The sequence below is a fragment of the Streptomyces mangrovi genome (assembly GCF_900114215.1).
In the GTDB taxonomy this organism is placed as follows: Bacteria; Actinomycetota; Actinomycetes; order Streptomycetales; family Streptomycetaceae; genus Streptomyces; species Streptomyces barkulensis.
The window spans coordinates 53,560-77,048 of record NZ_FOSG01000002.1 but is presented as its reverse complement, the minus strand read 5'-3'; the positions used below and the strand labels follow the sequence as shown (position 1 = coordinate 77,048).

Genomic DNA, 23,489 nt, shown 5'->3' with positions numbered 1-23,489 from the left:
GCTCCTCACCCAACAGCAGGTGGGCCCGTCACCCCTGAAGCAGCGCGCCCATCCACTCCTCGATGCCGTCCGCGGTCCTGGGCAGCGCGGAGGACATCAGCCGCGCCCCGTCCTTGGTGATCACCAGGTCATCTTCGATGCGCACGCCCATGCCCCGCAGTTCGGCCGGCAGGGTCTCATCGTCGGGTTGCAGGTACAGACCCGGCTCGACGGTCAGGACCTGACCTTCCTTCAGCACTCCCTCAACGTACGCACCGGCACGGGCCTTGGCACAGTCATGCACGTCCATGCCGAGCATGTGGCCGCTGCCGCAGAGGGTGTAGCGGCGATGCAGGCCGCTGTCCCCGCCCAACTCGTCGGCGGGAGTCTTCAGCACGCCCCAGTCGCACAGGCCTTCGGTGATCACTCTCATGGCAGCGCGGTGGAAATCGCGGAACGAGGCGCCTGGCCGCAACGCGGCGATGCCGGCCTCCTGGGCTGCCAGCACCAGGTTGTAGACCTGCCGTTGCACGGGGGAGAAGCGTCCCGACAGGGGAAGGGTACGGGTGATGTCGGCGGTGTAGAGGGTGTCGGTCTCCACCCCGGCATCCAACAGCAGGAGTTGGGAGGGGTCCAAGGGGCCGTCGTTCCGTACCCAGTGCAGTACGCAGGCATGTGCTCCGGCGGCCGCGATCGTCTCGTACCCCACACCGTTCCCCTCGGCACGGGCCCGGAGATTGAAGATCCCTTCGACCCACCGCTCACCGCGGCGGTGGCGCAAGGCTCGGGGCAGGGCCCGCACCACGTCCTCGAAGCCCACCGTGGTGTGGTCCACGGCCAGTTGGAGCTGCTCGACCTCCCAGGCCTCCTTGATCAGACGGAGCTCGGACAGACAGGCCTCCAGCTCCTTCTCCCGCAACCGCTCGGCTTCGCTGGAGACGCGGGGCTCGACCAGGGCGTCAACGGCACAGTCGATCCCGGTCAGAACCCGGGCGAGGGGCTGGGGCCCGGACAGCGCAACGGCCAGCTCGTCCAGGTGGCGGCATTCGATGCCGGTGAGCTGCGCCGCCTCGTCGAGGTCAGGGCGGCGACCGACCCAGAACTCGCCGTACCGGCGATCACGGTAGAACTCCTCGCCCGTGCGCGAGGACCGAGGCCGCATGTACAGCACGGGGTGATGCCCCTCGGGGCCGGAGGGCTCCATGACCAGCACGTTGCCTGGCTGGTCCTCGCCGGTGAGGCCGGTCAGCCAGGCGTAGGCGGTATGGGGGCGGAAATGGTAGTCGCAGTCGTTGGACCGCACCTTGAGATCACCGGCCGGCAGGACGAGCCGCTCGCCGGGGAAGCGTTCCGAGAGCCGTGCCCGCCGAGCCGAGGTGGCTTGGTAGCCGGGGACGCGTACGTCGCGAGGCAGATGGGAGGGAGCCCAGCCGCTGCTCATGAACGACGACAGGGCGGGGGAGGTCGGGAGGTCGTGGCTGCCCGTGGTAGGGCGGGCTGAGGGCGGGGGCATGCTGGCTCCGGGAGATCGGGGGCGACCGGACTCGGCGATGCGCCATGCCTGGTGCAGGGGAGGTGTCACGGACGCCGTTGGGCACGGGAAGGTAACGGGAGTCCTGCCTTCTTGCCAATGCAATTTTACATTATTATGTTACACACCACTTCAGTGGAGGGGTGCACGACCTGCCGCCCGGCAGGGCAGACCTGGCCTCTTTGCGCACTGTTACCGGTCTCCCACGACGGAGTGGCACGATGACCAAGCTCCTACGCACGACCCTGGCAACCACACTGTCGGTCTGCCTGGCTGCCGGCCTCGGCGCCTGCTCCATGGATGACGACCCGAGAGAGGGGCTGGCACAGCACACCCCTGGCGCTGTCGGAATCGTCGGCGGAACACCCCAGCGAGGCGGCACTCTGACAGTCCTCGCCGATCAGGACTTCCCTCACCTCGACCCTGCCCGCAACTGGGTCATGCCCGCCATGGACTTCGGGATCCGCCTGCTCTACCGGACCCTGGTCACCTTCAAAGCGGAGCCCGGCAGAGGCGGCACCGAACTCGTTCCAGACCTCGCCACCGACCTCGGCCGGCCCTCCCAAGGCGGGAGAGTGTGGACGTTCACTCTGAAGAAGGGTCTGAAGTACGAAGACGGCAGCCCCATCCGGGCTCAGGACGTCAAGTACAACGTCGAGAGGTCCTTCGCCCCCCAACTCAGTGGCGGGCCCGACTACGCCCGCAGGTACCTCGCTGGTACCGAGGGGTATGAGGGCCCCCTCGACGGCGAGCACCTGGACTCGATCGAAACTCCAGACGACCGCACCATCGTCTTCCGCCTCAACCGCCCCGTCAGCGAGTTCTCCCAGACCGCGACCCTGCCGACCTTCTCGCCGGTTCCTCCCGCCCAGGAGAAGGGCACCCGCTACGACCTGCGGCCCTTCTCCTCAGGACCGTACAAGATCGAAAAATATAGCAAGCGTGAACGCATGGTCCTGATACGCAACCCGCACTGGGACCCGGCCACCGACCCTGTTCGCAAGGCCTACCCCGACAAGATTGTCGTGCGGATGGGACGGAACGGCGCACACATCGACGATCGGCTCATCGCAAGCGAAGGCGAGGACGCCTCCTCCGTCCAGTGGTCCGACACGCAGCCCGACAGCATGCCCGAACTACTGGCCGACACATCCAAGAGCGCACCACGCAAGCGACTCGTCGCCGAGATCACCGGCTGCACCGACATGCTGCACCTCAACACATCCAAGCCGCCCTTCGACGACTCCACGGTCCGCAAGGCCGTCCAGTACGCGATCAACAGGGAAGACCAGGTCGCAACTCGAGGCGGCCCCGCACTCAACGAGCCCGCCACCTCTTACCTCCCCCCCACCTTGACCGGCGGCGACAGAGTGAACCCCCTCGACCTGTCGCCCACCGGCAACCCGGGGCGGACCAGGGAACTACTGACCGAAGCCGGATTGAAACAGCGAGTCACCGCCGACTTCACCGTATCCAGGGAAGACACAGCCCGCGCTCAGGCCATCCAAAAGGACCTCTCCCGCATCGGAATCAACGTCAGAATTCAGATCGTGGACCCGGCCGTCTATTTCGACACCATCGGCGACGCGAGGAAAGCGCCTGATATGTCCTTGAGCGGATGGTGCCCCGACTACCCGTCAGGAGCCACATTCCTCCCCTTCTTGTTCGACGGACGCACGATCAAAGAGAAGGGAAACCAGGGCAACTATTCGCAGTTCCGTGACGGCGAAACCATGGAACGAATAGACGAAATCTCGGTCATGGCCGACGCCACCCAAGCCAACCAGGCATGGAGAGAACTGGACCGGCAGATCATGCGGAAGTCGCCGGCCATCCCTCTGCTGTGGGAACGCAGACCGCTCCTGGTCGGCAACAACATCGCGGGTGCCTTCGGACACTCCGTGTGGAGCGGCCAGCTCGACTACGCGGTGATCGGTCTGAAGCACCCCGAAAAATCCTCGAGCGACCGAGGATCCAACGCATCATGACCGCCCGATCCGGACCCGACACGGCACAGCGCGCGCAGAGGACCCCACATGTCACCGCTCAAGACTCCTGCTTCACAGCGGAACCAGCCAGCCGACCATAGCCACCACCCCGAGGAAAACTTCACAGAACCCTCCGGGAAGAGGCCGGCCAACAGCTCCGCACCTGGTCACCACATGTCGCGAGACAGCGAGGGAAGCAAGGTCACAAGCCTGCTCCCGCACACGAACCAGGCTCCAGGCCTGGCACGTAGGTATGTGCGTGCGGCTCTGGAAACCCACCTGGAACCCGAACTGCTCGACAACACCCTCCTGGTGATCACGGAGATGGTCACCAACGCCGTCCAGCACGCCCTGCCCCCCGTCATCCTGGAGGTACGCCACACTTACGGCCACCCCAAGGCCATCCACATAGAAGTCACCGACACAGGCCCCAATCCGAGGGCGGTCCGGTTGGCCAAATACTCCTCGCAAGAAGAGAACGGCCGAGGTAACAACATCATCGCAGCCCTATCGGAAGAGAACGGAACGCGGCTCCACAGCGGGACTGCCACCCGGTGGGCGTACCTGACCGCTGCGGAGGAGTAAGGCCGCTCAGCTCCTGACTCCCGCACCGAGAAACCCTGCCACCGCTCCAGAGGAGTCTCCTCACGGACGACCGCCTGGAAAGAACCCCCCGGAACACAAGGAACCGAACAGCGTCGGCTGTCGATGCGCCCCCCTCACTGATTTACACCGCTGAGCCGTCACCACGGAAAAATCAGCCTTCGGAAACCACACGCCAGAGGCACCACACCAGCTCTCAACAAGGCGCCCTGTTCATCGGCCACCGACCTCACCACCCTGACGCCGGTGGCCGACTGGAACCAGATCACGTTCGTGGCATGTGTACGCCAAAGGAAGTCAAGCATGAATTTCCTCACCTCCCTCACCGACTGGCTGTGGAGCCCGCTGGTAGTGCTAGCCCTGGGCCTCGGCTTGGTATTCACCATCCTGACCCGCGGTGTGCAGATCCGGCGAATCCCCGACATGATCCGCCACATATGGAAAGGAGAGCGCTCGGAGGCAGGCATCAGCTCATTTCAGGCCTTGACCTTGACCCTGTCAAGTCGGGTCGGCGTCGGCAACATAGCGGGCGTGGCGACGGCCATCGCGGCAGGCGGACCGGGAGCCCTGTTCTGGATGGCAGTGATGGCTCTTCTCGGAGGAGCCACAGCTTTCATCGAGTCGACACTCGCCCAGATATACAAGATCAAATCTGAGGGAACCTTCTGGGGCGGCATTCCCTACTATCTGGAGAAAGGCCTGAGAAGGAAGTGGCTCGGAGTCGTCGCCGCATCTGCCGCCCTGGCTCTGTACGCGGTACTGGCGCCCGGGGTCCAATCCAACGCCATCGCAGCCAGTTTCGACCAAGCGATGGGCATCAAGCCATGGCTCACCGGTGTAGTCCTCGTCGGTCTGCTCGGCTTCGTCATCTTCGGCCGGCGAGGACGCGTGGTCGGTGTCGCCGATGTACTGGTGCCGTTCATGGCCATCGGCTACATCATCGCGGCGCTCATCGTCCTGGCCGCCAACCTCACTGAGGTGCCAGCCGTCTTCCTCCTGGTGGTCAAGAGCGCAGCCGGGGTGGACTCCGTGTTCGGCGGAATCGTCGGAGCAGCGATCGCCTGGGGGGTGCGCCGCGCTCTCTTCTCCAACGTCGCCGGCGTCGGCGAAGGAACCTATGGGGCGGCAGCGGCTCAGGTGTCTCACCCCGCGAAACAGGGTCTGGTCCAGGCGTTCTCGATCTACATCGACACGCTTTTCGTCTGTACGGCTACGGGGTTCATGATTCTCGTCACCGGAAACTATAACGTCCACACCGAATCCGGAGAGCACATCATTACGCACATCAAGGGCGTCGAGGCAGGCCCCGCCTACACGCAAGGAGCCATTGACTCAGTAATCCCTGGTATCGGTCCTCACTTCGTGGCCACTGCCATCGGGCTGTTCGCCTTCACCACGCTCGTCGCCTTCTATTACATCGCCAACACAAGCTTGACCTACCTGACTCGCGGTGTACGGAACGAGTCACTCCTGCACGCCCTCCGCGTCGCGATGCTCGCCATGGTCTTCTACGGTGCGGTCGAATCGGCAGACATAATGTGGGCGATCGGCGATGTCGGCTATGCCACCCTCGCTTGGATCAACATGATCTGCCTCGTCTTCTTGGCCAAGCCCGCCCTGATCGCTCTGCGGGACTATGAGAGTCAGAGGAAACTTGGAGTGGACCCAGTCTTCGATCCTGTGAAGCTGGGAATCGACAATGCCGACTACTGGGTTGCAGAAAGCAGCCCTGAAAGAAACCCAAGCATGTGAACTTCTGATACCCGGTGCGAGGCAATGCGAGTTCTTTTTCCTCGCACCGGGGTCGGTTGGCAAAACCCTGACAGGCGCCAGAGGGGAATTTAACATTGTATTTCAAGACTGGTCGGGGAGGGGGTTCGGGCCGGCATGTCAGCGCAAGTCGTTCAGGTTGCGCAGGCAGGCGTGTTCCCCAAGCCTTGACCTAAGGAGTCTTGGTGTCAAGCCATCATTTCAATGTGGTCGCATTGCGCCGTCGCCTCGACTTCCATAGGGAATGGCGCAAAATCGCCTGGAGGCAGGTAGCTGCAGAAACCGGCCTGAATCCAGTTGTGTTAACCGGCATCATTCGCGGACAGGCCCCGTCGGTCGACGATCTGGTGACCGGGACGACAGCATTATGCCGATCGCCCCTCGGAGAGGGGCGGTGGGCAACAGCCCAACCGGACCGCTGCCGTAGCCGAACGCATGGACGGGCGACTAGCCGACCAAGGGCTCAATGAGGAGTAACCAGCCCCAGATCCATGGCACGAGTCGGGTATCGACGCGAATCCGGGCGAACTGCGCCTACCGCCGGAACGGCGGAGCGCACGGGCAGACAGCCCACCACACCGATGCGGCTCACGGGCCGAGGCCCGCCCGCGCCCGTCCACCCACAACCAGAGCTGCTCGCCCGAAGGCAGCCTGGAGCCATTCGAATCAGGAGACGGTTATGACTGAGCGGACAGCCGAGAGTCAGGTACCCGAGGACCTCGAGAGCGAGCGCGGGAGCCGGAAGAACGGCCTGCTCGGGAAGGTGAGCGACGAACTCGCCGAGAACATGAAGCGGGGCTGGGCCGACACCGAGCGACACGACCTCAAGACCATCCCACAGGCCGCGTACACCGCGCGCCGCCGGGCCAGACTCTCCGCCCGCTTCCCCGGCGAACTGCTGGTGATCCCCTCCGGTAACCCCAAGGTTCGCTCCAACGACACGGACTACCCATTCCGGCCTTCCTCCGACTACGTCTACCTGACGGGTGACCAATCGCAGGACGCCGTGCTGGTCCTGGAGCCCGGCCAGGACGGCACACACAGAGCGATCGCCTACATGCTGCCCCGATCGGACCGCGAGAGTGGCGAGTTCTGGCAGGACTACCACGGCGAGCTCTGGGACGGCCGGCGCAACAGCCTCGCCGAGAACGAGCAACTCCTGGGGCTGCCGTGCCGCGATGTGCGCACGCTGACCGGGCGGCTGGCCGAGGCCACCGGCCCGATCCGCCTGCTGCGCGGCTACGACGCCGGTGTCGAGGCCGCCCTGCATGACAAGGTCACCGCGGAACGCGACGGTGAGTTCCACGTCTTCCTCTCCGAGATGCGCTTGGTCAAAGACGAGTTCGAGATCGCCGACCTGCGCTTCGCCTGCGAGGCGACCACCCGCGGCTTCGAGGACGTCGTGCGCGTCCTCGGCACGGACGAGCCGACCCTGGAGCGCAGGATCGAGGGCACGTTCTTCCTGCGCGCGCGGATCGAAGGCAACGACGTCGGCTATGCCTCGATCTGCGCCGCGGGCGAGCACGCCACGACGCTGCACTGGGTCCGCAACGACGGCGCTGCCCGTCCCGGTGATTTGCTGCTGCTCGACGCCGGAGTGGAGACCAACAACCTCTACACCGCCGACGTCACCCGCACCCTGCCCGTCAGCGGCCGCTTCACCCCGATCCAGCGCAAGGTCTACGAAGCGGTGTTCGCGGCGCAGGAGGCCGGCATCGCTGCGGTCAAGCCCGGCGCCGCCTACCGGGACTTTCACGACGCTGCCCAGCGGACCCTGGCCGAGCACCTGGTCTCCTGGGGCCTGTTCGGCGACCGGTCGGTGGACGAGGTCTTCGCGCTCGGCCTGCAGCGCCGCTGGACTCTGGCCGGCACCGGTCACATGATCGGTCTGGACGTCCACGATTGCGCCAAGGCCCGCACCGAACTGTACGTGGACGGCACGCTGGAGCCCGGCATGGTGCTCACCGTCGAGCCGGGGATGTATTTCCAGTCTGACGACCTGACCGTGCCCGAGGAGTACCGCGGCATCGGCGTCCGGATCGAGGACGACATCTTGGTCACCGCCGACGGCAACGAGAACCTCTCGGCCGACCTGCCCAGGACGGCGGACGAGGTCGAGGCCTGGATGGCCCGGCTGCGGGGCTGACGACCGCCACACGTCCCCCCGCGTCCGCTACAGCAGGCCGAGCAGCTTCAGATCCGCGACGCACTTACCGATGAACCCTGGTGAGAGCGAGGGTACGGCACCGCCACCGACCCCCAGGGTCCCGGCTCGCCCGGGCGGGCGTACGCCGACAGCAGCGGCAGCACGGCGACAGTCGGCGCTGGTGGTCGGGCAGGCCCCGCATCGCCGCCTCGAAGCGCATGTGCCACTCTCGGCGATCGTCGAGCCGGGTGATTGCGACCGGATACAACGCCAAGCCCCTGGAGCGTCTCACCTGCCTCGTCCTGCCCGCTGCCGACAAACCCTTCCTCGTAGTACCGGAGCTGGAGCGGGCCGAGGCGCACGCCTCCCCGGCCGGGGGCCTCGGTATCGAGATCACCGGCCGGGGCGGGACCGAGGCCCCGTACGCTCTCGTCGCCGCCCGCCTTCCCCGCAGCACGGTGCGGGTCGCGGTGGAGCATCACATGTGGGCCGAGAAGGCCGCCGCCTTCCGCACCGTGCTGCCCGACGCCCGGCAGGAACTCGACGGGCAGGTGCTCGACGCGCTGCGGATCCGCAAGACCCCAGCTGAGGCCGAGGTGCTGCGTCGGGCCGGAGCCGCTATCGACCAGGTGCACGCCCGCATGGGGGAGTGGTTGCGGGCCGGGCGCGCGCCGCCGGGCCGACCGGGGCGCGGTCCAGTCGGTCCAGGGCCGTCCAGGCGAGGTCGAAGCGCCCGGCCGCCTCGGCATCCCGGGCGGCGACCAACAGGTTGGGCCGGGAGCCGTCGGCGCGGCCGCACGTCAACAGGCAGAACTCGGCGTCCCAGGCCCAGTCGCCGCTGTCCCGCGCGGCGGCGGCATCGGCCAGCGCATGGACCAAGCAGACCGGGATCCCGGCCGGGGCCAAGCCCTGTCTGACAAATGAACACCGAGCGGGTGCGTGCTTGGTCCGACTGCCTTGCTGTCCTGACGACAGTCAGTGATTCTGGGCGAGTGCCAGGGCAGAGGAAGAGAAGGCGGCGGCAAGGGGACGCGCGGCAGCGGCTTGCTGCCCGCACCGCGCCGAACCCGGAACGGTTCAGTCACCACCACGGCCGCCGTCCCGTCCGCCGGGCCCGCGACGGTCGACGCGGCGGCCCCGGAGTAACCACCGGCGGCCGAAGCCGGACCACCCCCGCTCGCGCGGGGACCAGCTTCCTGACCTGCGGAGTTAGAACGGCTTTGCTGTTCCTTGACCTGGGTTTCTCTCTGTCACCCGTACATGGTGACAGAGAGGAGGCGCTGTGATGGGCATGGAGAAAGAAGGGTGAGGCGGAAGCTTCATGAGGCGGGCCAGCCAAGTGGTTGGCCTGCTGCGCTGCGCTTTCCGAGACAGCCAGTCCCCGGGCGGGCATCCGTACGGCTGCCCGCCCGGAGACTCCGGAGCTGATCAGGTGCTGTGCGGGTGCTCCGCCCGGCCCCTTCCCAGGGAGTTTTCAGGGACTCTCCGCTTCTTCCGAGGGACTTCTCAGGGACTTTCCGTCGTGTAGACGAGAAAGGGCCCGACAGTTCCGAAAGGACAGGAACCGCAGGTCAGGGCGGCCGCCCCTTCAGCACTCGATGACGTTGACGGCCAGCCCGCCGCGGGCGGTCTCCTTGTACTTGACCTTCATGTCCGCGCCCGTCTCCTTCATCGTCTTGATGGCCTTGTCCAGGGAGACGTGGTGGCGGCCGTCGCCGCGCAGGGACATCCGGGCCGCGGTGACCGCCTTGACCGCGGCCATGCCGTTGCGCTCGATGCAGGGGATCTGGACCAGGCCGCCCACGGGGTCGCAGGTCAGGCCCAGGTTGTGCTCGATGCCGATCTCGGCGGCGTTCTCGACCTGCTCGGGCGAGCCGCCCAGGACCTCGGCGAGACCGCCGGCGGCCATGGAGCAGGCCGAGCCGACCTCTCCCTGGCAGCCGACCTCGGCGCCGGAGATGGAAGCGTTCTCCTTGAACAGCAGGCCGATGGCACCCGCGGTCAGCAGGAAGCGCACGACCGTGTCGTCGTCCGCTCCGGGGACGAACTCCATCGCGTAGTGCAGCACGGCCGGGATGATGCCCGCCGCGCCGTTGGTGGGAGCGGTGACGACGCGCCCGCCGGCGGCGTTCTCCTCGTTGACCGCCATCGCGTAGAGCGTCAGCCACTCCATGGCACGCGCCGCGGCGTCCCCCTCGGCGCGCAGCCGCCGCGCCGAGGCGGCCGCGCGCCGGCGGACCTTCAGACCGCCGGGCAGGATGCCCTCCCGCGACAGGCCGCGGGCCACGCACTCGCGCATCACCCGCCAGATCTCCAGCAGGCCCGCGCGGATCTCCTCCTCGCTCCGCCAGGCCCGCTCGTTCTCCAGCATCAGCGCCGAGACGGACAGGCCCGTCTCGCGGGTGGCGCGCAGCAGCTCGTCACCGGTGCGGAAGGGGTACTTCAGCGCCGTGTCGTCGAGTTTGATGCGGCCGGCTCCGGCCGCCTCCTCGTCCACCACGAAACCGCCGCCCACCGAGTAGTAGGTCTTCTCCAGCAGCGGCGCGCCGTCGGCACCGTACGCGGCCAGGGTCATGCCGTTGGCGTGGTACGGCAGCGAGCGGCGGCGGTGCAGCACCAGGTCGCGGTCGACGTCGAAGGCGATCTCGTGGCCGCCACCGCCCTTGCCGTCTTCGGAGCCGCCCTCCCCGCCGGCGGTGAGCAGGCCCAGCCGGCCCGAGCGCCGCACCCGCTCGACCTCCGCCTCCGCGGCCTCGACGTCGACGGTGCGCGGCGAGTGGCCCGCCAGGCCCAGCAGCACGGCCTTGGGCGTGCCGTGGCCGTGGCCGGTGGCGCCCAGGGAGCCGAACAGCTCGGCCCGCAGCGAGACGGTGCCGGCCAGCACGCCTTCCTTTTGCAGCCGGCGTGCGAACATCCCGGCCGCCCGCATGGGGCCCACGGTGTGCGAGCTGGAGGGGCCGATGCCGATGGAGAAGAGGTCGAAGACGGAGATGGCCACGGTGGCGGACTCCCTTGTCTGCTCGTGGTTCGCGGCCCGCCGGGTAAGGCGGGCGTGGAGCCCCGCGGGTGTGCGGGACGGGGGACACGGTGTCGGTGGCCGGGAGGGCCGGTGAGCCGGGTGGACTGGGCGGACCGGGTGCGCCGCCGGCGGGGGCGGCGCACCCGGGTGCCGCGCCGGGGCCTACAGGCCCGGGTACAGCGGGTGCTTGTCGGCCAGCGCGGACACGCGGCCGGCCAGCTGCTTGGCCTTCGCCTCGTCGAACGAGGGCTTCAGCGCCTCGGCGATGACGTCCGCGACCTCGCGGAAGTCGTCGGTGGTGAAGCCGCGCGTGGCCAGCGCCGGGGTGCCGATGCGCAGACCCGAGGTGACCATCGGCGGGCGGGGGTCGTTCGGGATGGCGTTGCGGTTGACGGTGATGCCGATGGCGTGCAGGCGGTCCTCGGCCTGCCGGCCGTCCAGCTCGCTGTCGCGCAGGTCCACCAGGACCAGGTGGACGTCGGTGCCGCCCGACAGCACGGCGACGCCCGCCTCGGCCGCGTCCGGCCGCGTCAGCCGCTCGGCCAGCAGCTTCGCGCCCTCCAGGGTACGGCGCTGGCGGTCCTTGAACTCCTCCGTCGCAGCGATCTTGAAGGAGACGGCCTTCGCCGCGATGACGTGCTCCAGCGGGCCGCCCTGCTGGCCGGGGAAGACCGCGGAGTTGATCTTCTTGGCGTGCTCCTGCTTCGACAGGATCACCCCGCCGCGCGGACCGCCCAGCGTCTTGTGGGTCGTGGTGGTGACCACGTCCGCGTACGGCACCGGGTTGGGGTGGAGGCCCGCGGCCACCAGACCGGCGAAGTGCGCCATGTCCACCATCAGCAGCGCGCCCACCTCGTCGGCGATACGGCGGAAGGCGGCGAAGTCGAGCTGCCTGGGGTACGCCGACCAGCCGGCGATGATCAGCTTCGGGCGGCGCTCCCGCGCCAGCCGCTCGACCTCCTCCATGTCGACCAGGCCGGTTTCGGCGTCGACGTGGTAGGCGACCACGTCGTACAGCTTGCCGGAGAAGTTGATCTTCATGCCGTGGGTCAGATGGCCGCCGTGCGCCAGGTCCAGACCCAGGATGGTGTCGCCCGGCTGCAGCAGGGCGAACATCGCCGCGGCGTTGGCCGAGGCGCCCGAGTGCGGCTGGACGTTGGCGGCCTCGGCGCCGAAGAGGTCCTTCACCCGCTCGCGGGCGATGTCCTCGATCACGTCGACGTGCTCGCAGCCGCCGTAGTAGCGGCGGCCGGGGTAGCCCTCGGCGTACTTGTTGGTGAGGACCGAGCCCTGGGCCTGGAGGGCGGCGACCGGAGCGAAGTTCTCCGAGGCGATCATCTCCAGGGTGCTCTGCTGGCGGCGCAGCTCGGCGTCGACGGCTGCGGCGACGTCGGGATCGACCTCGTGCAGGGAACTGTTCAGAAGCGACATCCGGGTCTTTCCGATCGTGGTGGGATGGCGGCGGACGGCGGATCCGGGCGCGGAAGGGGCGGGCGGGCCGCCGCTCACTCGCCGGTGAAGGCGGCGTACTCGTCAGCGGACAGCAGGTCCGCCGGCTCGTCCGTCACCCGGACCTTGAACAGCCAACCGCCCTCGTAGGGGGCGGAGTTCACCAGCGCCGGGTCGTCCACCACGTCCTGGTTGACCTCGGTGACCTCACCGGTGACCGGCGCGTACAGGTCGCTGACCGACTTGGTCGACTCCAGCTCGCCGCAGGTCTCACCCGCGGTCACCGTGTCGCCGACCTCCGGGAGCTGCACGAAGACGACGTCGCCGAGGGCGTTCGCCGCGTGCTCGGTGATGCCGATCGTCGAGACGCCGTCCTCGGCGGCCGACAGCCACTCGTGCTCCTTGCTGTAGCGCAGCTGCTGGGGGTTGCTCATGACGTGATTCTCCTGATCAGGGGTGTGGTGTGAGAAACGGGTCTTGCCAGGTGGGACGGGATCCCGGGCGGGGGCGCGGGAAGGGGCGGTCGGTCGGGCGGTACGGCTGGTGGTACGGCTGGTGGTACGGCGGTGGCCGGGGCCGTCAGCGCTCGCGCCGGTAGAACGGCAGCGCGACGACCTCGTAGGGCTCATGCGTACCGCGGATGTCCACCGCCACACCCCCGGTGCCCGGGGCGGCGTGGGCGGCGTCCACGTAGGCCATGGCGATCGGCCTGCCCAGCGTGGGGGAGGGAGCGCCGGAGGTGACCTCGCCGATCACCGAGCCGTCCGCGTCGACCACCGCGTATCCGGCGCGCGGCACCCGGCGGCCGGCGGCGACCAGGCCGACCAGCTTGCGCGGCGGGTTCTCGGCGGCGCGCGAGGCGGCGGCCTCCAGGGCGGCGCGGCCGGTGAAGTCGCCGGACTTGTCGAACTTCACCACGCGGCCGAGCCCGGCGTCGAAGGGGGTGGTGGAGCGGGTCAGCTCGTGCCCGTACAGCGGCATGCCCGCCTCCAGCCGCAGCGTGTCGCGGCAGGACAGCCCGCACGGCACCAGGCCCTCGTCCGCGCCGGCCTCGGTCAGCGCCCGCCACAGCGTCTCGGCGTCGCCGGGGGCGACGAACAGCTCGAAGCCGTCCTCGCCGGTGTAGCCGGTGCGGGCGATCAGCGCGTCCACGCCCGCCACCGTGCCGGGCAGCCCGGCGTAGTACTTCAGACCGTCGAGGTCGGCGTCGGTGACCTTCGCCAGGACGACGGCGGCCCGCGGCCCCTGGACGGCCAGGAGGGCGTAGGCGTCGCGGTCGTCGCGCACGGCGGCGCCGGTGAGACCGGAGCCGTCGAGCCGCTCGGTGAGGGCGTCCAGCACCACCTGGGCGTTGGAGGCGTTGGCGACGACCAGGTACTCCTCGTCGCCCAGCCGGTAGACGATCAGGTCGTCGAGGATGCCGCCGGACTCGTCGCAGATCATGGTGTAGCGCGCCCGGCCCACGGCGACGGCGGACAGATGGCCGACCAGGGCGCGGTCCAGCAGCTCGCCGGCCTGCGGGCCGGTGACGGCGATCTCGCCCATGTGGCTCAGGTCGAACAGGCCGGCGCGGGTGCGCACGGCGTTGTGCTCGTCGCGCTCGCTGCCGTAGCGCAGCGGCATGTCCCAGCCCGCGAAGTCCGTCATGGTCGCGCCCAGGGCGCGGTGCACGGAGTCGAGGGCGGTACGGCGGGGGGAATCACTCATGGTCGGCAGGCTCCCAGGCGAGGTGGCGATGTCGTGCGAGGACGGCGGGAAGGACACGTCCTCCCCATCTGTCATCGGAACCTGAGAGGTTCGCCACGAGTCCGCACGGGCGGGCCACGGCTTGCACCTTGGGTGGGACGGCCCGCTCGGGGACCGCCCGCTTTTCAGATCTGCCTCGTCCACACGGTATCGGGGCCTGAGAGATTCAAGGGAGGACTTGCTCCTTCGGCGCCCCGGAAACCGTCGTGACCAGCGTTTTCCGGGAACTCTCCCGTGCGGACTCGATCGGCCGGTATGCAGTTGACCCGCTCATCATCGCACGCCCGGCGCGCACCGCCCCCCGGGCGGGCGCGAAGCCGTGCCGCCGCGTCCGGGACGAGGGGGGTGACGTGACGGGTACGGCACCGTGACACACCTGGTGAGCTGCCGTCTTGTCCACCGTCGTCCTTCTTGACACGCTCAGGGTGACGCCGCGAGCACGTGGCGCGAAAGCGGGGAGGGCGTATCCGGTGAGCAGCCTGGAGAGTGCTTGTGCGGCACAGGGCGGAGCGCCGCCCCGGCGCAGGGTGACGCCGGGGAAGGCGGTGCCCGCGGCAGTGCCCACGGCAGCACCGGAGAGAGCGGGGAGAGCCGGCGGACGCGATCTGCGCGGCACCGCGGCGGTGCGGATCCTGCGCTTCCCCGCGGGCGACCGGGTGGTCGTCTCCGGGCTGCCGGGCAGCGGCAAGTCCACCCTGATCCGCCGCGTGGTCGCCGAGGGCGACGCGGTGGTGCGGATCGACTCCCAGGACATGCGGGAGCGCTGGGAGCGGCGGATGCCCGCCCGGCTGCCGTACGCCGCCTACCGCCCCCTGGTGAGGGCCGCGCACTATCTCGCGCTGTGGCGGGCCCTGGCCTCGGGCGCCGGTGTGGTGGTGCACGACTGCGGGGCCCAGGGCTGGGTGCGCCGCTGGCTGGCCCGGGACGCGCGGCGGCGCGGGCGGGCCGTGCACCTGCTGCTGCTGGACGTACCGCCTCGGGTGGCGCTGGCCGGGCAGGCGGAACGGGGGCGCGGAGTGTCGGCGTACGCCTTCGCCCGGCACCGGCGGGCGGTGCGCCGGCTGGTGGCGGACGCGGAGGCCGGGCGGCTGCCCAGGGGCTGCGTCGCGTCGGTGCTGCTGGACCGGGGAGCGGCGGGGGCGCTGCGCGGGGTGGTGTTCGACTGAGGTCCCGCGCCCGGCGCCCCGTGCGCCCCGTGGACGCGGGCGCGGGACGAGGGCGGACGCACCCACCCGGTGCCGATAGGGTTTTCCCATGACCATCCCGCAGCAGTACGGACCGGGGCACGGCGGCGACTGGCCCGGCAACGAGCTGGAGGAGACCCTCGCCGCCTCCCTCGGCGCCCCGGGAGCGGGCGCCCGGCTGCTGGAGGTGCTCGGCCGCAGCAGTCTGTGGGTGCCGCTGCCCGAGGGCGGCGGGCCGGAAAGCCCCAACCTCGACCTGCCCACGATCCAGCTCGACGGGGCGCCCTATGTGCCCGTCTTCAGTTCCGAGCAGCAGTTCCTGCGGTGCGTCGGCTCGCATCTGCCCTTCGCCGTCGCGCCCGCGCGGGAGTTCGCCCGCGGCCTGCCGCCGCAGGTGGGAATCGCGGTCAACCCCGACGGCACCGTCGGCGTCCCGCTGCCCCCGGAGGCCGTGGCCGAACTGTGCCGCGAGGGCGGGGCCGAGGGGATCCCGGGGATGGCGAGCGGCGCCCGGGTCCGGCTCTTCGAGCCCGACTGGCAGGAGGAGCCGGTGGACTTCCTGGCCGCCGCGGCCGGGGAGTTCGCGGTGCTGCCGCAGGTCCGCACCGCCCGCCGCGGTCTGGCCAGCGTCGAGGGGGACGCGCCCGCGCTGTTCGTCGGGGTGGAGCTGGACCTGCTGGACCCGCAGGCCCGCGCGGCGGCGCACGACGCGCTCGGCCGCGCGCTGGGCCGGGAGCCGGTGCGGTGGCCGGTGCAGATGGTGCTGCTGGACGCGGCCCAGGACCCGGTCGTGGACTGGATGCGCCAGTGCGTGCGGCCCTTCTACGACCGCCAGGACCAGCCGTACTGACCCCCCGGGCCGCCCGGTGTCCCCGCGGCCGGGCGCCCGGCCAGGGCGCCCCTGCCCGGAAACGGCCGAGTGGTCCGGACCCTGTCGGGTGCGGACCGTAAGCTGGTTGGATGTCGGGACGGGACGCGCGCGCGGCCCGGTGAGCGAGGACGACGCGAGAAGGGGCGGCCCACGTGAGCGCGGGTGGAAGCGTTGAGCAGCTGCTGCGGCAGGTGGCGCCCGGGCGGTACGACACCTATGAAGCGCTGTTGGGCGCCCTCGCCTCCGGCCGGGTGTGGATGCTGCTCTGGCACGGCCAGGCCGGTTCCCCCGACGCCCAGTACGGGAACATGGAGGTCGCCGGGCACGGCTACGCACCCTGTGTGACCTCCGAGCACGAGTTGACGGCCTCCGGCTGGACCAGGGCCCACGAGGTGGTCGGCGGGCGCGACATCGCCGCCGCCCTCTTCCCCGACCGCTGGGGGCTGTGGCTCAACCCGCACGCGCCCGGCGGCGGCGTCGGCATCCCCTGGCTGGACCTGCGCCGGATCGCGGGCGGGCTGGAGAGGCTGCCGGCCGGACCGCTGCGCATCGGCGAACCGACCGTGGACGTACCGCACTTCTACGCCCAACTGGTGCACAACGCCCACCGCACGCCCGCCGTGCGCACCCTGCGCCGGGCCTGGGTACAGCCCGCCCTGGGCGCGCCGCGGCTGGTGATCGGGCTCGACCTGTACGACTTCGCGCCGCAGGCGGTGGAGTCGGTGCGCTCGATGATGCGGCAGTCGGTGGCCGCGGTGCCGGACGGGCTGGCGGTGTCCACGGTGTCGATGTCGGACGAGTACGACCCGGTCGCCATGTGGCTGCGGGCCAACTCCCGCCCGTTCTTCGACCGTGACGCCCATGCCGCCGCCCCCGCGGCGGCCCCCGGACACGGCTACGGCTACCCCCGCCCCTACTGACCCCCTACTGACCCCCTACTGACAAGCCCCCGCGGCGCCGGACCCCGCCCCGTCGGCGACCGGTGGTTTCGCCCGGTATCAACGCTTTGACCTGCACTGCCGCCGTTTCGGGCGCCAGGGTCTCAGGTCTATATCACCGACATGCGGACAGTTCACACCGATGGTTGGGCGCAGTACTGTTCGGGCGACCAGCAGTCAAACCGTCACCGACCCCTGAGGTGGAACATGCGAATAACCGGTTCCAGGGTCGTCCAGACGATCGCGGCGACCCTCGCGGTTGGTGTGATCGCCACTGGATGTGCCAGTGAACGAGGCGAGAAGGACGAAGGCAAGGGTGGTGACACCTTCGTCTTCGGCGCCGCCGGAGACCCGGGCTCGCTGGATCCGGCGCTGGCCAGTGACGGTGAGACGTTCCGGGTCACCCGCCAGGCCTTCGAGGCGCTGATCGAGCACGAGCCGGGCGGCACCGAGCTGGTCGGTGGCCTCGCCGAGTCGTGGAACGCCGACGAGACCGGCACCGAGTGGACCTTCAACCTCCGCAAGGGCGTGAAGTTCCACGACGGCGAGAAGCTCACCGCCGAGGCGGTGTGCAAGAACTACGACCACTGGTTCAACTGGACCGGCACGTACCAGGAGAGCGCGGTCTCCTACTACTGGCAGAAGGTCTTCCTCGGCTTCGCGAAGAACGAGAACAAGGACACGCCCGAGGCCAACTACAAGGGCTGCGAGGCGAAGGACGAGCACACCGCCGTCATCAGCGTGCACGAGGCCACCGCCAACCTGCCCGGCGGCTTCTCGCTCCAGGCGCTGGCCATCCACTCCCCGAAGGCCATCGACGCCTACGAGAAGCAGGAGCTGAGCGGCGAGGGCGACGCCATCTCCTACCCCAAGTACAGCCAGGAGGCCGGCACCGTCGCGGGCACCGGCCCCTTCAAGATCACCGAGTGGGACAAGGGCAACAAGGAAGTCACCCTCGAGCGGTTCGACGACTACTGGGGTGAGAAGGCCGGCGTCGAGAAGCTGGTCTTCCGCACCATCGCCGAGGAGTCCGCGCGCCGCCAGGCGCTGCAGGCCGGCAACATCCACGGCTACGACCTGGTCGCTCCCTCGGACGTGAAGACCCTGGAGAAGGAAGGCTTCCAGGTCCCGGTCCGCGGCGTGTTCAACATCTTCTACATGGGCATGTCGCAGGAGGCGAACAAGGCCCTGAAGAAGAAGGACGTCCGCCAGGCGATCACCCACGCCATCGACCGCGAGAACGTCGTCAAGACGCAGCTGCCCGAGGGCGGCACGGTGGCCACCCAGTTCATGCCGGACACCGTCGACGGCCACTCGGACAAGGTCGCCACCTACGAGTTCGACACGGACAAGGCCAAGGACCTGCTGAAGAAGGCCGGCGAGGAGAACCTCAAGGTCACCTTCTGCTACCCGACCGAGGTCACCCGCCCGTACATGCCCGCCCCGGCCGACATGTTCGAGCTGATGAAGTCCGACCTGGAGAAGGCCGGCGTCAAGGTGCAGCCCAAGCCCATGAAGTGGGCCCCGGACTACATCGACGCCACCGAGGCGGGCACCTGCGACCTGCACCTGCTGGGCTGGACCGGTGACTTCAACGACGCCTACAACTTCATCGGCACCTGGTTCGCCGGGTACGACAAGCAGTGGGGCTTCCGCGACGACAAGGTCTTCGACGCGGTGAAGAAGTCCAGCGCCGAGCCGGACGTCGCCAAGCGGGTGGAGCTGTACAAGAAGGCCAACGAGGCCATCATGGAGTACATCCCGGGCGTCCCGGTCTCCTCCTCCCCGCCCTCCATCGCGTTCGCCAAGGACGTCAACCCCCCGAAGGTCTCCCCGCTGACGCAGGAGAACTTCGCCGAGGTCTCCTTCAAGTAAACGCATGACCGCGCGCAGGTCCGCCCGGCCACGGCATCCGAAGTGGCCGGGCGGACCTGCCCATGAGGACCAAGAAAGGGGCATCGCGGGGTGTTGCGTCTCGTCGTACGAAGACTGCTCCAACTGATACCCACCCTGCTGGGTCTGTCCGTTCTGCTGTTCATCTGGCTGAACCGGCTGCCCGGCGGACCCGCCGCGGCCATGCTCGGCGAGCGTGCGACCGAGGCGGACAGGGCCCGCATCGAGGCGGCCCTCGGGCTCGACCAGCCCGTGTGGGTCCAGTACGGCCGCTTCCTCAAGCGGCTGTCCGAGCTGGACCTGGGCGTCTCCACCCAGACCGGCCAGCCGGTGTGGGACGAGTTCACCCGGGCGTTCCCGGCCACGGTGGAGCTCGGCGTCTCGGCCATGATCATCGCCATCGCCGTCGGTGTCCCGCTGGGCTACTTCGCCGCCCGCCGGCGCGGCAGCTGGCTGGACGTCACCGCGGTCTCCGGCTCCCTGCTGGGCATCTGCATCCCGGTGTTCTTCCTGGCTTTCCTGCTCAAGGCGGTCTTCGCCGTCCAGCTCGGCTGGTTCCCCAGCTTCGGCCGCCAGACCACCGGCATCGACGCCACCGAGATCACCGGCTTCTACGTCCTGGACGGCCTCCTCACCGGCGAGTTCGACGCGGCCTGGGACGCGGCGATGCACCTGGTGCTCCCGGCCCTGGCGCTCGCCTCGATCCCGCTGGCCATCATCACCCGTATGACCCGGGCCAGTGTCCTGGAGGTGCTCGGCGAGGACTACGTGCGCACCGCGGAGTCCAAGGGCCTGAGCCGCCAGGTGGTGCGCGGCCGCCATGTGCTGCGCAACGCGCTGCTGCCGATCGTCACCGCCGTCGGCCTGCTCACCGGCGGTCTGCTGTCGGGCGCGGTGCTCACCGAGTCGGTCTTCGCCTTCGGCGGCATCGGCTCGTTCATCAAGACCGCCATCGACGAGCGCGACTACCCGGTCCTGGTGGGCTTCATCATGTTCATCGCGGCTGCGTACGTCGTCATCAACCTGCTGGTTGACCTCGCCTACAGCCTTATCGACCCGAGAGTGCGGGTGCACTGATGAGCACCAAGACCGACAAGATCGACCGGCTCGCAGAGCTCACCGCCTCCACCGAGACCTCCACGGGCGCCAGTCTGTGGGTCGAGGCCTGGCGCAGGCTCAAGAGCAGCAAGATGGCCGTGATCGGCGCGTGCATCATCGGTGTGTTCGTGGTGGTCGCGATCGTGGGCCCGTGGGTGGCCCCGTACAGCCCCACCGCCCAGCTGTGGCGCGGTGAAGTACTCACCAACCAGAACGTCTTCGTCGGCCCCCGCGCCGAGAACTGGCTCGGCCTGGACCACCTGGCCCGCGACGAGTTCTCCCGGATGCTGGTGGGAGCCCGCCAGACGCTGCTGGTCGGCATCGTCGCCACGCTGCTGGGCTTCACCGTCGGCGCGCTGGTCGGCGGCGCCTCGGGCGCCGCCCTGGTGCTGGGCGGCAAGGTCGGCCGCCGGATCGACACCGTCGTGATGCGCGTCATCGACATGATGCTGGCGCTGCCCTCGCTGCTGCTGGCCGTGTCCATCGCCGCGGTCCTGGGCCAGTCCCTGACCACTGTGATGATCGCGGTGGGCGTGGTGCAGATCCCCATCTTCGCCCGGCTGCTGCGCGGCGCCATGCTGGCGCAGGGCGGCTCGGACTACGTGCTGGCCGCCCAGGCCCTCGGAGTGCGCAAGCGACGCATCGCGCTCGGACATGTGCTGCCCAACTCGCTGAGCCCGGTGATCGTCCAGACCACCCTGAGCCTGGCCACCGCCATCATCGAGGCGGCGGCGCTGTCCTACCTCGGCCTGGGCAACCCCGACTCCGCCGTGCCTGAGTGGGGCGTCATGCTGGCCCAGGCACAGAGGTACTTCGACAGCGCACCGATGCTCGCGGTCTACCCCGCGCTGGGCATCATCATCACCGCGCTCGGCTTCACCCTGCTGGGCGAGGCGATGCGGGAAGCCCTCGACCCGAAACTGCGGAGTTGATCACATGGCCCTGCTTTCCGTGGACGAACTGACCGTCACCTTCACCGGGCGCGGCCGGCGCGATGCGAAGGCCGTGTCGGGAGTGTCCTTCGACGTCGACCAGGGCCAGGTCGTCGGCCTGGTCGGCGAGTCGGGCTGCGGCAAGTCCGTCACCTCGCTGGCCCTGATGGGCCTGCTGCCCTCCAGGGGCGTGAAGACCGGCGGCCGGGCCGACTTCGACGGCACCGACCTGCTGACCCTGAGCCCGAAGGGGATGCGCGACCTGCGCGGCTCCCAGATGGCGATGATCTTCCAGGATCCGCTGTCCTCGTTGAACCCGGTGGTGCCCATCGGGGTCCAGGTCACCGAGATCCTGGCCCGGCACCGGGGGATGAAGGGCGAGGCAGCCCGCAGGGAGGCCGCCTCCCTGCTGGAGCGGGTCGGCATCCCCGACCCCACCCGGCGGCTGAAGGAGTACCCGCACCAGCTCTCCGGCGGCATGCGCCAGCGCGCCCTGATCGCCATGGCGGTGGCCTGCGCGCCGCGGCTGCTGATCGCCGACGAGCCGACCACCGCGCTGGACGTGACGATCCAGGCCCAGATCCTGGAGCTGCTCAAGGAACTGGTCGACGAAGAGGGCACCGCCCTGCTGATGATCACTCACGACCTGGGCGTGGTCGCGGGTCTGTGTGACCAGGTCAACGTGCTCTACGCGGGCAAGGTGGTGGAGTCCGCCGAGCGGCGCGAGCTGTTCGACGCGCCGACCCACCCGTACGCCAACGGGCTGCTGGGGTCCATCCCCCGGCTCGACGGGCCGCGCGGCGAGCCGCTGAGGCCGGTGCGCGGCTCCATCAACGACACGATCGCCTGGGAGGACGGCTGCGCCTTCGCCCCCCGGTGCGACCACTACACGCTGGAGTGCCTCCAGGGCACCCCGGCGCTGGGCGAGCCCCGCAAGCCCGGACACCAGGTGCGGTGCGTCAACCCGGTGCTCTCCGACGGCGCCGCCGGTCTGCGCGAGTCCGCGCTGCCCGAGCCGGACGAGGCGCCCGGGACGGACACCGTCGGCGACGACGGGTCCACGGAGGCCGCCGCGGTCGAGAAGGACGCGGCGGTCGGGACGGCCGGCACGGCCGAGAAGGAGGCCGGAGCATGAGCCTGCTCCAACTGAACGGTGTGAAGGTCCACTTCCCGGTGAAGAAGGGCATCCTCTTCGACCGCACGGTCGGCCACGTCTACGCCGTCGACGGTGTGTCGCTCTCCGTCGAGCCCGGCCAGACGTACGGCCTGGTGGGCGAGTCGGGCTGCGGCAAGACCACGCTGGGCCGGGCGGTCCTGCGGCTGGTGGACATCACCGACGGCGAGGTGGTCTTCGACGGCACCGATCTGGCGAAGCTGCCGGACGAGGAGATGCGCCGCTTCCGCCGCCGGCTCCAGATGGTCTTCCAGGACCCGCTGGGCAGCCTCAACCCCCGGCAGAACATCGAGTCGATCCTCTCCGAGGGCATGGAGGCCCACGGCATCGGCGCGGACCAGACCGAGCGCCGCGAGCGGATCCGGAAGATCCTGGCGAGGGTCGGGCTGCCGGCCAACGCGCTCTCCCGCTACCCGCACGAGTTCTCCGGCGGGCAGCGCCAGCGCATCGGCATCGCCCGTGCGCTGGTCCTGGAACCGGACGTGATCATCTGCGACGAGCCGGTCTCCGCGCTGGACGTGTCCATCCAGGCACAGGTGATCAATCTGCTGGAGGAGCTCCAGCAGGAGATGGGGCTGACCTATGTGGTCATCGCCCACGACCTGGCCGTGGTGCGGCACATCTCCGACGTGGTCGGGGTGATGTACCTGGGCTCGCTGGTGGAGGAGGCGCCCAGCGACACGCTGTACGCCGAGCCCCGCCACCCGTACACCCGGGCGCTGATGTCGGCCGTGCCGGTGCCCGACCCGGAGGTCGAGGACAACCGCGAGCGCATCCTGCTCACCGGCGACCTGCCCTCCCCGGCGAACCCGCCGGCGGGCTGCCGCTTCCACACCCGCTGCCCGTGGAAGCAGGACACGCTCTGCGCTACCGACCGCCCCGAGCTGCGGGACCTGGGCGGCGGGCACAAGGTGGCCTGCCACTGGGCCGAGGAGATCGCCGACGGCCGGATCAGCCCCACACACAACGCGGCCCAGGTCGTCCCGGCCGGACACGACGGGCACGGTGGAGACGACGGGGACGGCGGGAGCACCGGGCCGGCCGAGGCCGTGAAGACGGAGAAGGCCGCGACCGCGGCCGAGTGAGCCGCGCGCCGCGCCCTCCGGCTCCTTTGGAGCTGTCCGCCCCCACCGCACCGCCCGCTTCCCGCCCCATGGGCGCGGAGGCG

The 23,489-nt window shown here is 69.5% G+C and carries 18 protein-coding genes and 1 riboswitch; of the genes, 12 read left to right on the top strand and 6 right to left on the bottom strand.

Annotated features, from left to right (window positions below; genetic code table 11):
* Window positions 1-28 precede the first annotated feature (28 nt).
* The gene (locus BM237_RS03070) at window positions 29-1,492 is read right to left on the bottom strand and encodes an aminopeptidase P family protein (protein ID WP_093847542.1); all 1,464 of its coding nucleotides are present in this window, start codon (window positions 1,490-1,492) and stop codon (window positions 29-31) included.
* A gap of 239 nt (window positions 1,493-1,731) precedes the next feature.
* Here BM237_RS03070 and BM237_RS03065 point away from each other — a divergent pair, with 239 nt between their 5' ends.
* The 4 genes from BM237_RS03065 to BM237_RS03050 all read left to right on the top strand — a co-directional run bounded on the left by BM237_RS03065 (window position 1,732) and on the right by BM237_RS03050 (window position 8,017).
* Window positions 1,732-3,498 carry an ABC transporter substrate-binding protein gene (locus BM237_RS03065; RefSeq protein WP_093847540.1) on the top strand — a complete coding sequence of 589 codons (1,767 nt, stop codon included), beginning with the start codon at window positions 1,732-1,734 and terminating at the stop codon, window positions 3,496-3,498.
* Between the two features lie 48 nt (window positions 3,499-3,546).
* Complete coding sequence (locus BM237_RS03060; RefSeq protein WP_093847538.1) at window positions 3,547-4,083, top strand: ATP-binding protein; 537 nt, start codon at window positions 3,547-3,549, stop codon at window positions 4,081-4,083.
* A gap of 321 nt (window positions 4,084-4,404) precedes the next feature.
* Window positions 4,405-5,853, top strand: coding sequence for an alanine/glycine:cation symporter family protein (locus BM237_RS03055; protein ID WP_093847536.1), 1,449 nt, complete (start codon window positions 4,405-4,407; stop codon window positions 5,851-5,853).
* A 697-nt stretch (window positions 5,854-6,550) separates the two neighbouring features.
* Window positions 6,551-8,017 (top strand): aminopeptidase P family protein, encoded by a 1,467-nt coding sequence (locus BM237_RS03050; RefSeq protein WP_093847534.1) that lies wholly within the window; start codon window positions 6,551-6,553, stop codon window positions 8,015-8,017.
* A 618-nt stretch (window positions 8,018-8,635) separates the two neighbouring features.
* Here the strand turns inward: BM237_RS03050 and BM237_RS29660 are convergent.
* The 5 genes from BM237_RS29660 to gcvT all read right to left on the bottom strand — a co-directional run bounded on the left by BM237_RS29660 (window position 8,636) and on the right by gcvT (window position 14,192).
* Window positions 8,636-8,896 carry a hypothetical protein gene (locus BM237_RS29660; protein WP_240957949.1) on the bottom strand — a complete coding sequence of 87 codons (261 nt, stop codon included), beginning with the start codon at window positions 8,894-8,896 and terminating at the stop codon, window positions 8,636-8,638.
* A 709-nt stretch (window positions 8,897-9,605) separates the two neighbouring features.
* Window positions 9,606-11,015 (bottom strand): L-serine ammonia-lyase, encoded by a 1,410-nt coding sequence (locus BM237_RS03040; protein ID WP_093847530.1) that lies wholly within the window; start codon window positions 11,013-11,015, stop codon window positions 9,606-9,608.
* A gap of 183 nt (window positions 11,016-11,198) precedes the next feature.
* Entirely contained in the window at window positions 11,199-12,467 is a 1,269-nt protein-coding gene (gene glyA / locus BM237_RS03035; RefSeq protein WP_093847528.1) for a serine hydroxymethyltransferase, read from the bottom strand.
* A 74-nt stretch (window positions 12,468-12,541) separates the two neighbouring features.
* Window positions 12,542-12,919 (bottom strand): glycine cleavage system protein GcvH, encoded by a 378-nt coding sequence (gcvH, locus tag BM237_RS03030; protein ID WP_093847526.1) that lies wholly within the window; start codon window positions 12,917-12,919, stop codon window positions 12,542-12,544.
* A 145-nt stretch (window positions 12,920-13,064) separates the two neighbouring features.
* Complete coding sequence (gene gcvT / locus BM237_RS03025) at window positions 13,065-14,192, bottom strand: glycine cleavage system aminomethyltransferase GcvT (protein WP_093847525.1); 1,128 nt, start codon at window positions 14,190-14,192, stop codon at window positions 13,065-13,067.
* A gap of 174 nt (window positions 14,193-14,366) precedes the next feature.
* Window positions 14,367-14,476, bottom strand: a riboswitch (glycine riboswitch).
* A gap of 312 nt (window positions 14,477-14,788) precedes the next feature.
* On the opposite strand from gcvT, the gene BM237_RS03020 reads away from it, so the two are divergent.
* The 8 genes from BM237_RS03020 to BM237_RS02985 all read left to right on the top strand — a co-directional run bounded on the left by BM237_RS03020 (window position 14,789) and on the right by BM237_RS02985 (window position 23,406).
* Window positions 14,789-15,397, top strand: coding sequence for an AAA family ATPase (locus tag BM237_RS03020; protein ID WP_245793379.1), 609 nt, complete (start codon window positions 14,789-14,791; stop codon window positions 15,395-15,397).
* Between the two features lie 88 nt (window positions 15,398-15,485).
* On the top strand, window positions 15,486-16,265 hold the full coding sequence (locus BM237_RS03015) for an enhanced serine sensitivity protein SseB (protein WP_093847523.1): 780 nt from the start codon (window positions 15,486-15,488) through the stop codon (window positions 16,263-16,265).
* A gap of 173 nt (window positions 16,266-16,438) precedes the next feature.
* Window positions 16,439-17,206, top strand: a complete 768-nt coding sequence (locus tag BM237_RS03010) for an enhanced serine sensitivity protein SseB C-terminal domain-containing protein (RefSeq protein ID WP_093847521.1) — start codon at window positions 16,439-16,441, stop codon at window positions 17,204-17,206.
* Window positions 17,207-17,431: 225 nt separating this feature from the next.
* The gene (locus BM237_RS03005) at window positions 17,432-19,099 is read left to right on the top strand and encodes an ABC transporter substrate-binding protein (RefSeq protein WP_093847519.1); all 1,668 of its coding nucleotides are present in this window, start codon (window positions 17,432-17,434) and stop codon (window positions 19,097-19,099) included.
* 90 nt (window positions 19,100-19,189) lie between these two features.
* A complete protein-coding gene (locus tag BM237_RS03000; protein ID WP_093847517.1) occupies window positions 19,190-20,194 on the top strand; it encodes an ABC transporter permease in 1,005 nt (334 codons plus the stop codon).
* Window positions 20,194-21,147: an ABC transporter permease gene (locus BM237_RS02995; RefSeq protein ID WP_093847515.1), complete on the top strand. Its 954-nt coding sequence runs from the start codon at window positions 20,194-20,196 to the stop codon at window positions 21,145-21,147. The genes BM237_RS03000 and BM237_RS02995 overlap by 1 nt, the downstream gene beginning before the upstream one ends.
* A 4-nt stretch (window positions 21,148-21,151) precedes the next feature.
* The gene (locus BM237_RS02990) at window positions 21,152-22,282 is read left to right on the top strand and encodes an ABC transporter ATP-binding protein (RefSeq protein ID WP_093847513.1); all 1,131 of its coding nucleotides are present in this window, start codon (window positions 21,152-21,154) and stop codon (window positions 22,280-22,282) included.
* Entirely contained in the window at window positions 22,279-23,406 is a 1,128-nt protein-coding gene (locus tag BM237_RS02985) for an ABC transporter ATP-binding protein (protein WP_093847511.1), read from the top strand. Before BM237_RS02990 ends, BM237_RS02985 begins: the two co-directional genes overlap by 4 nt.
* Window positions 23,407-23,489 lie beyond the last annotated feature (83 nt).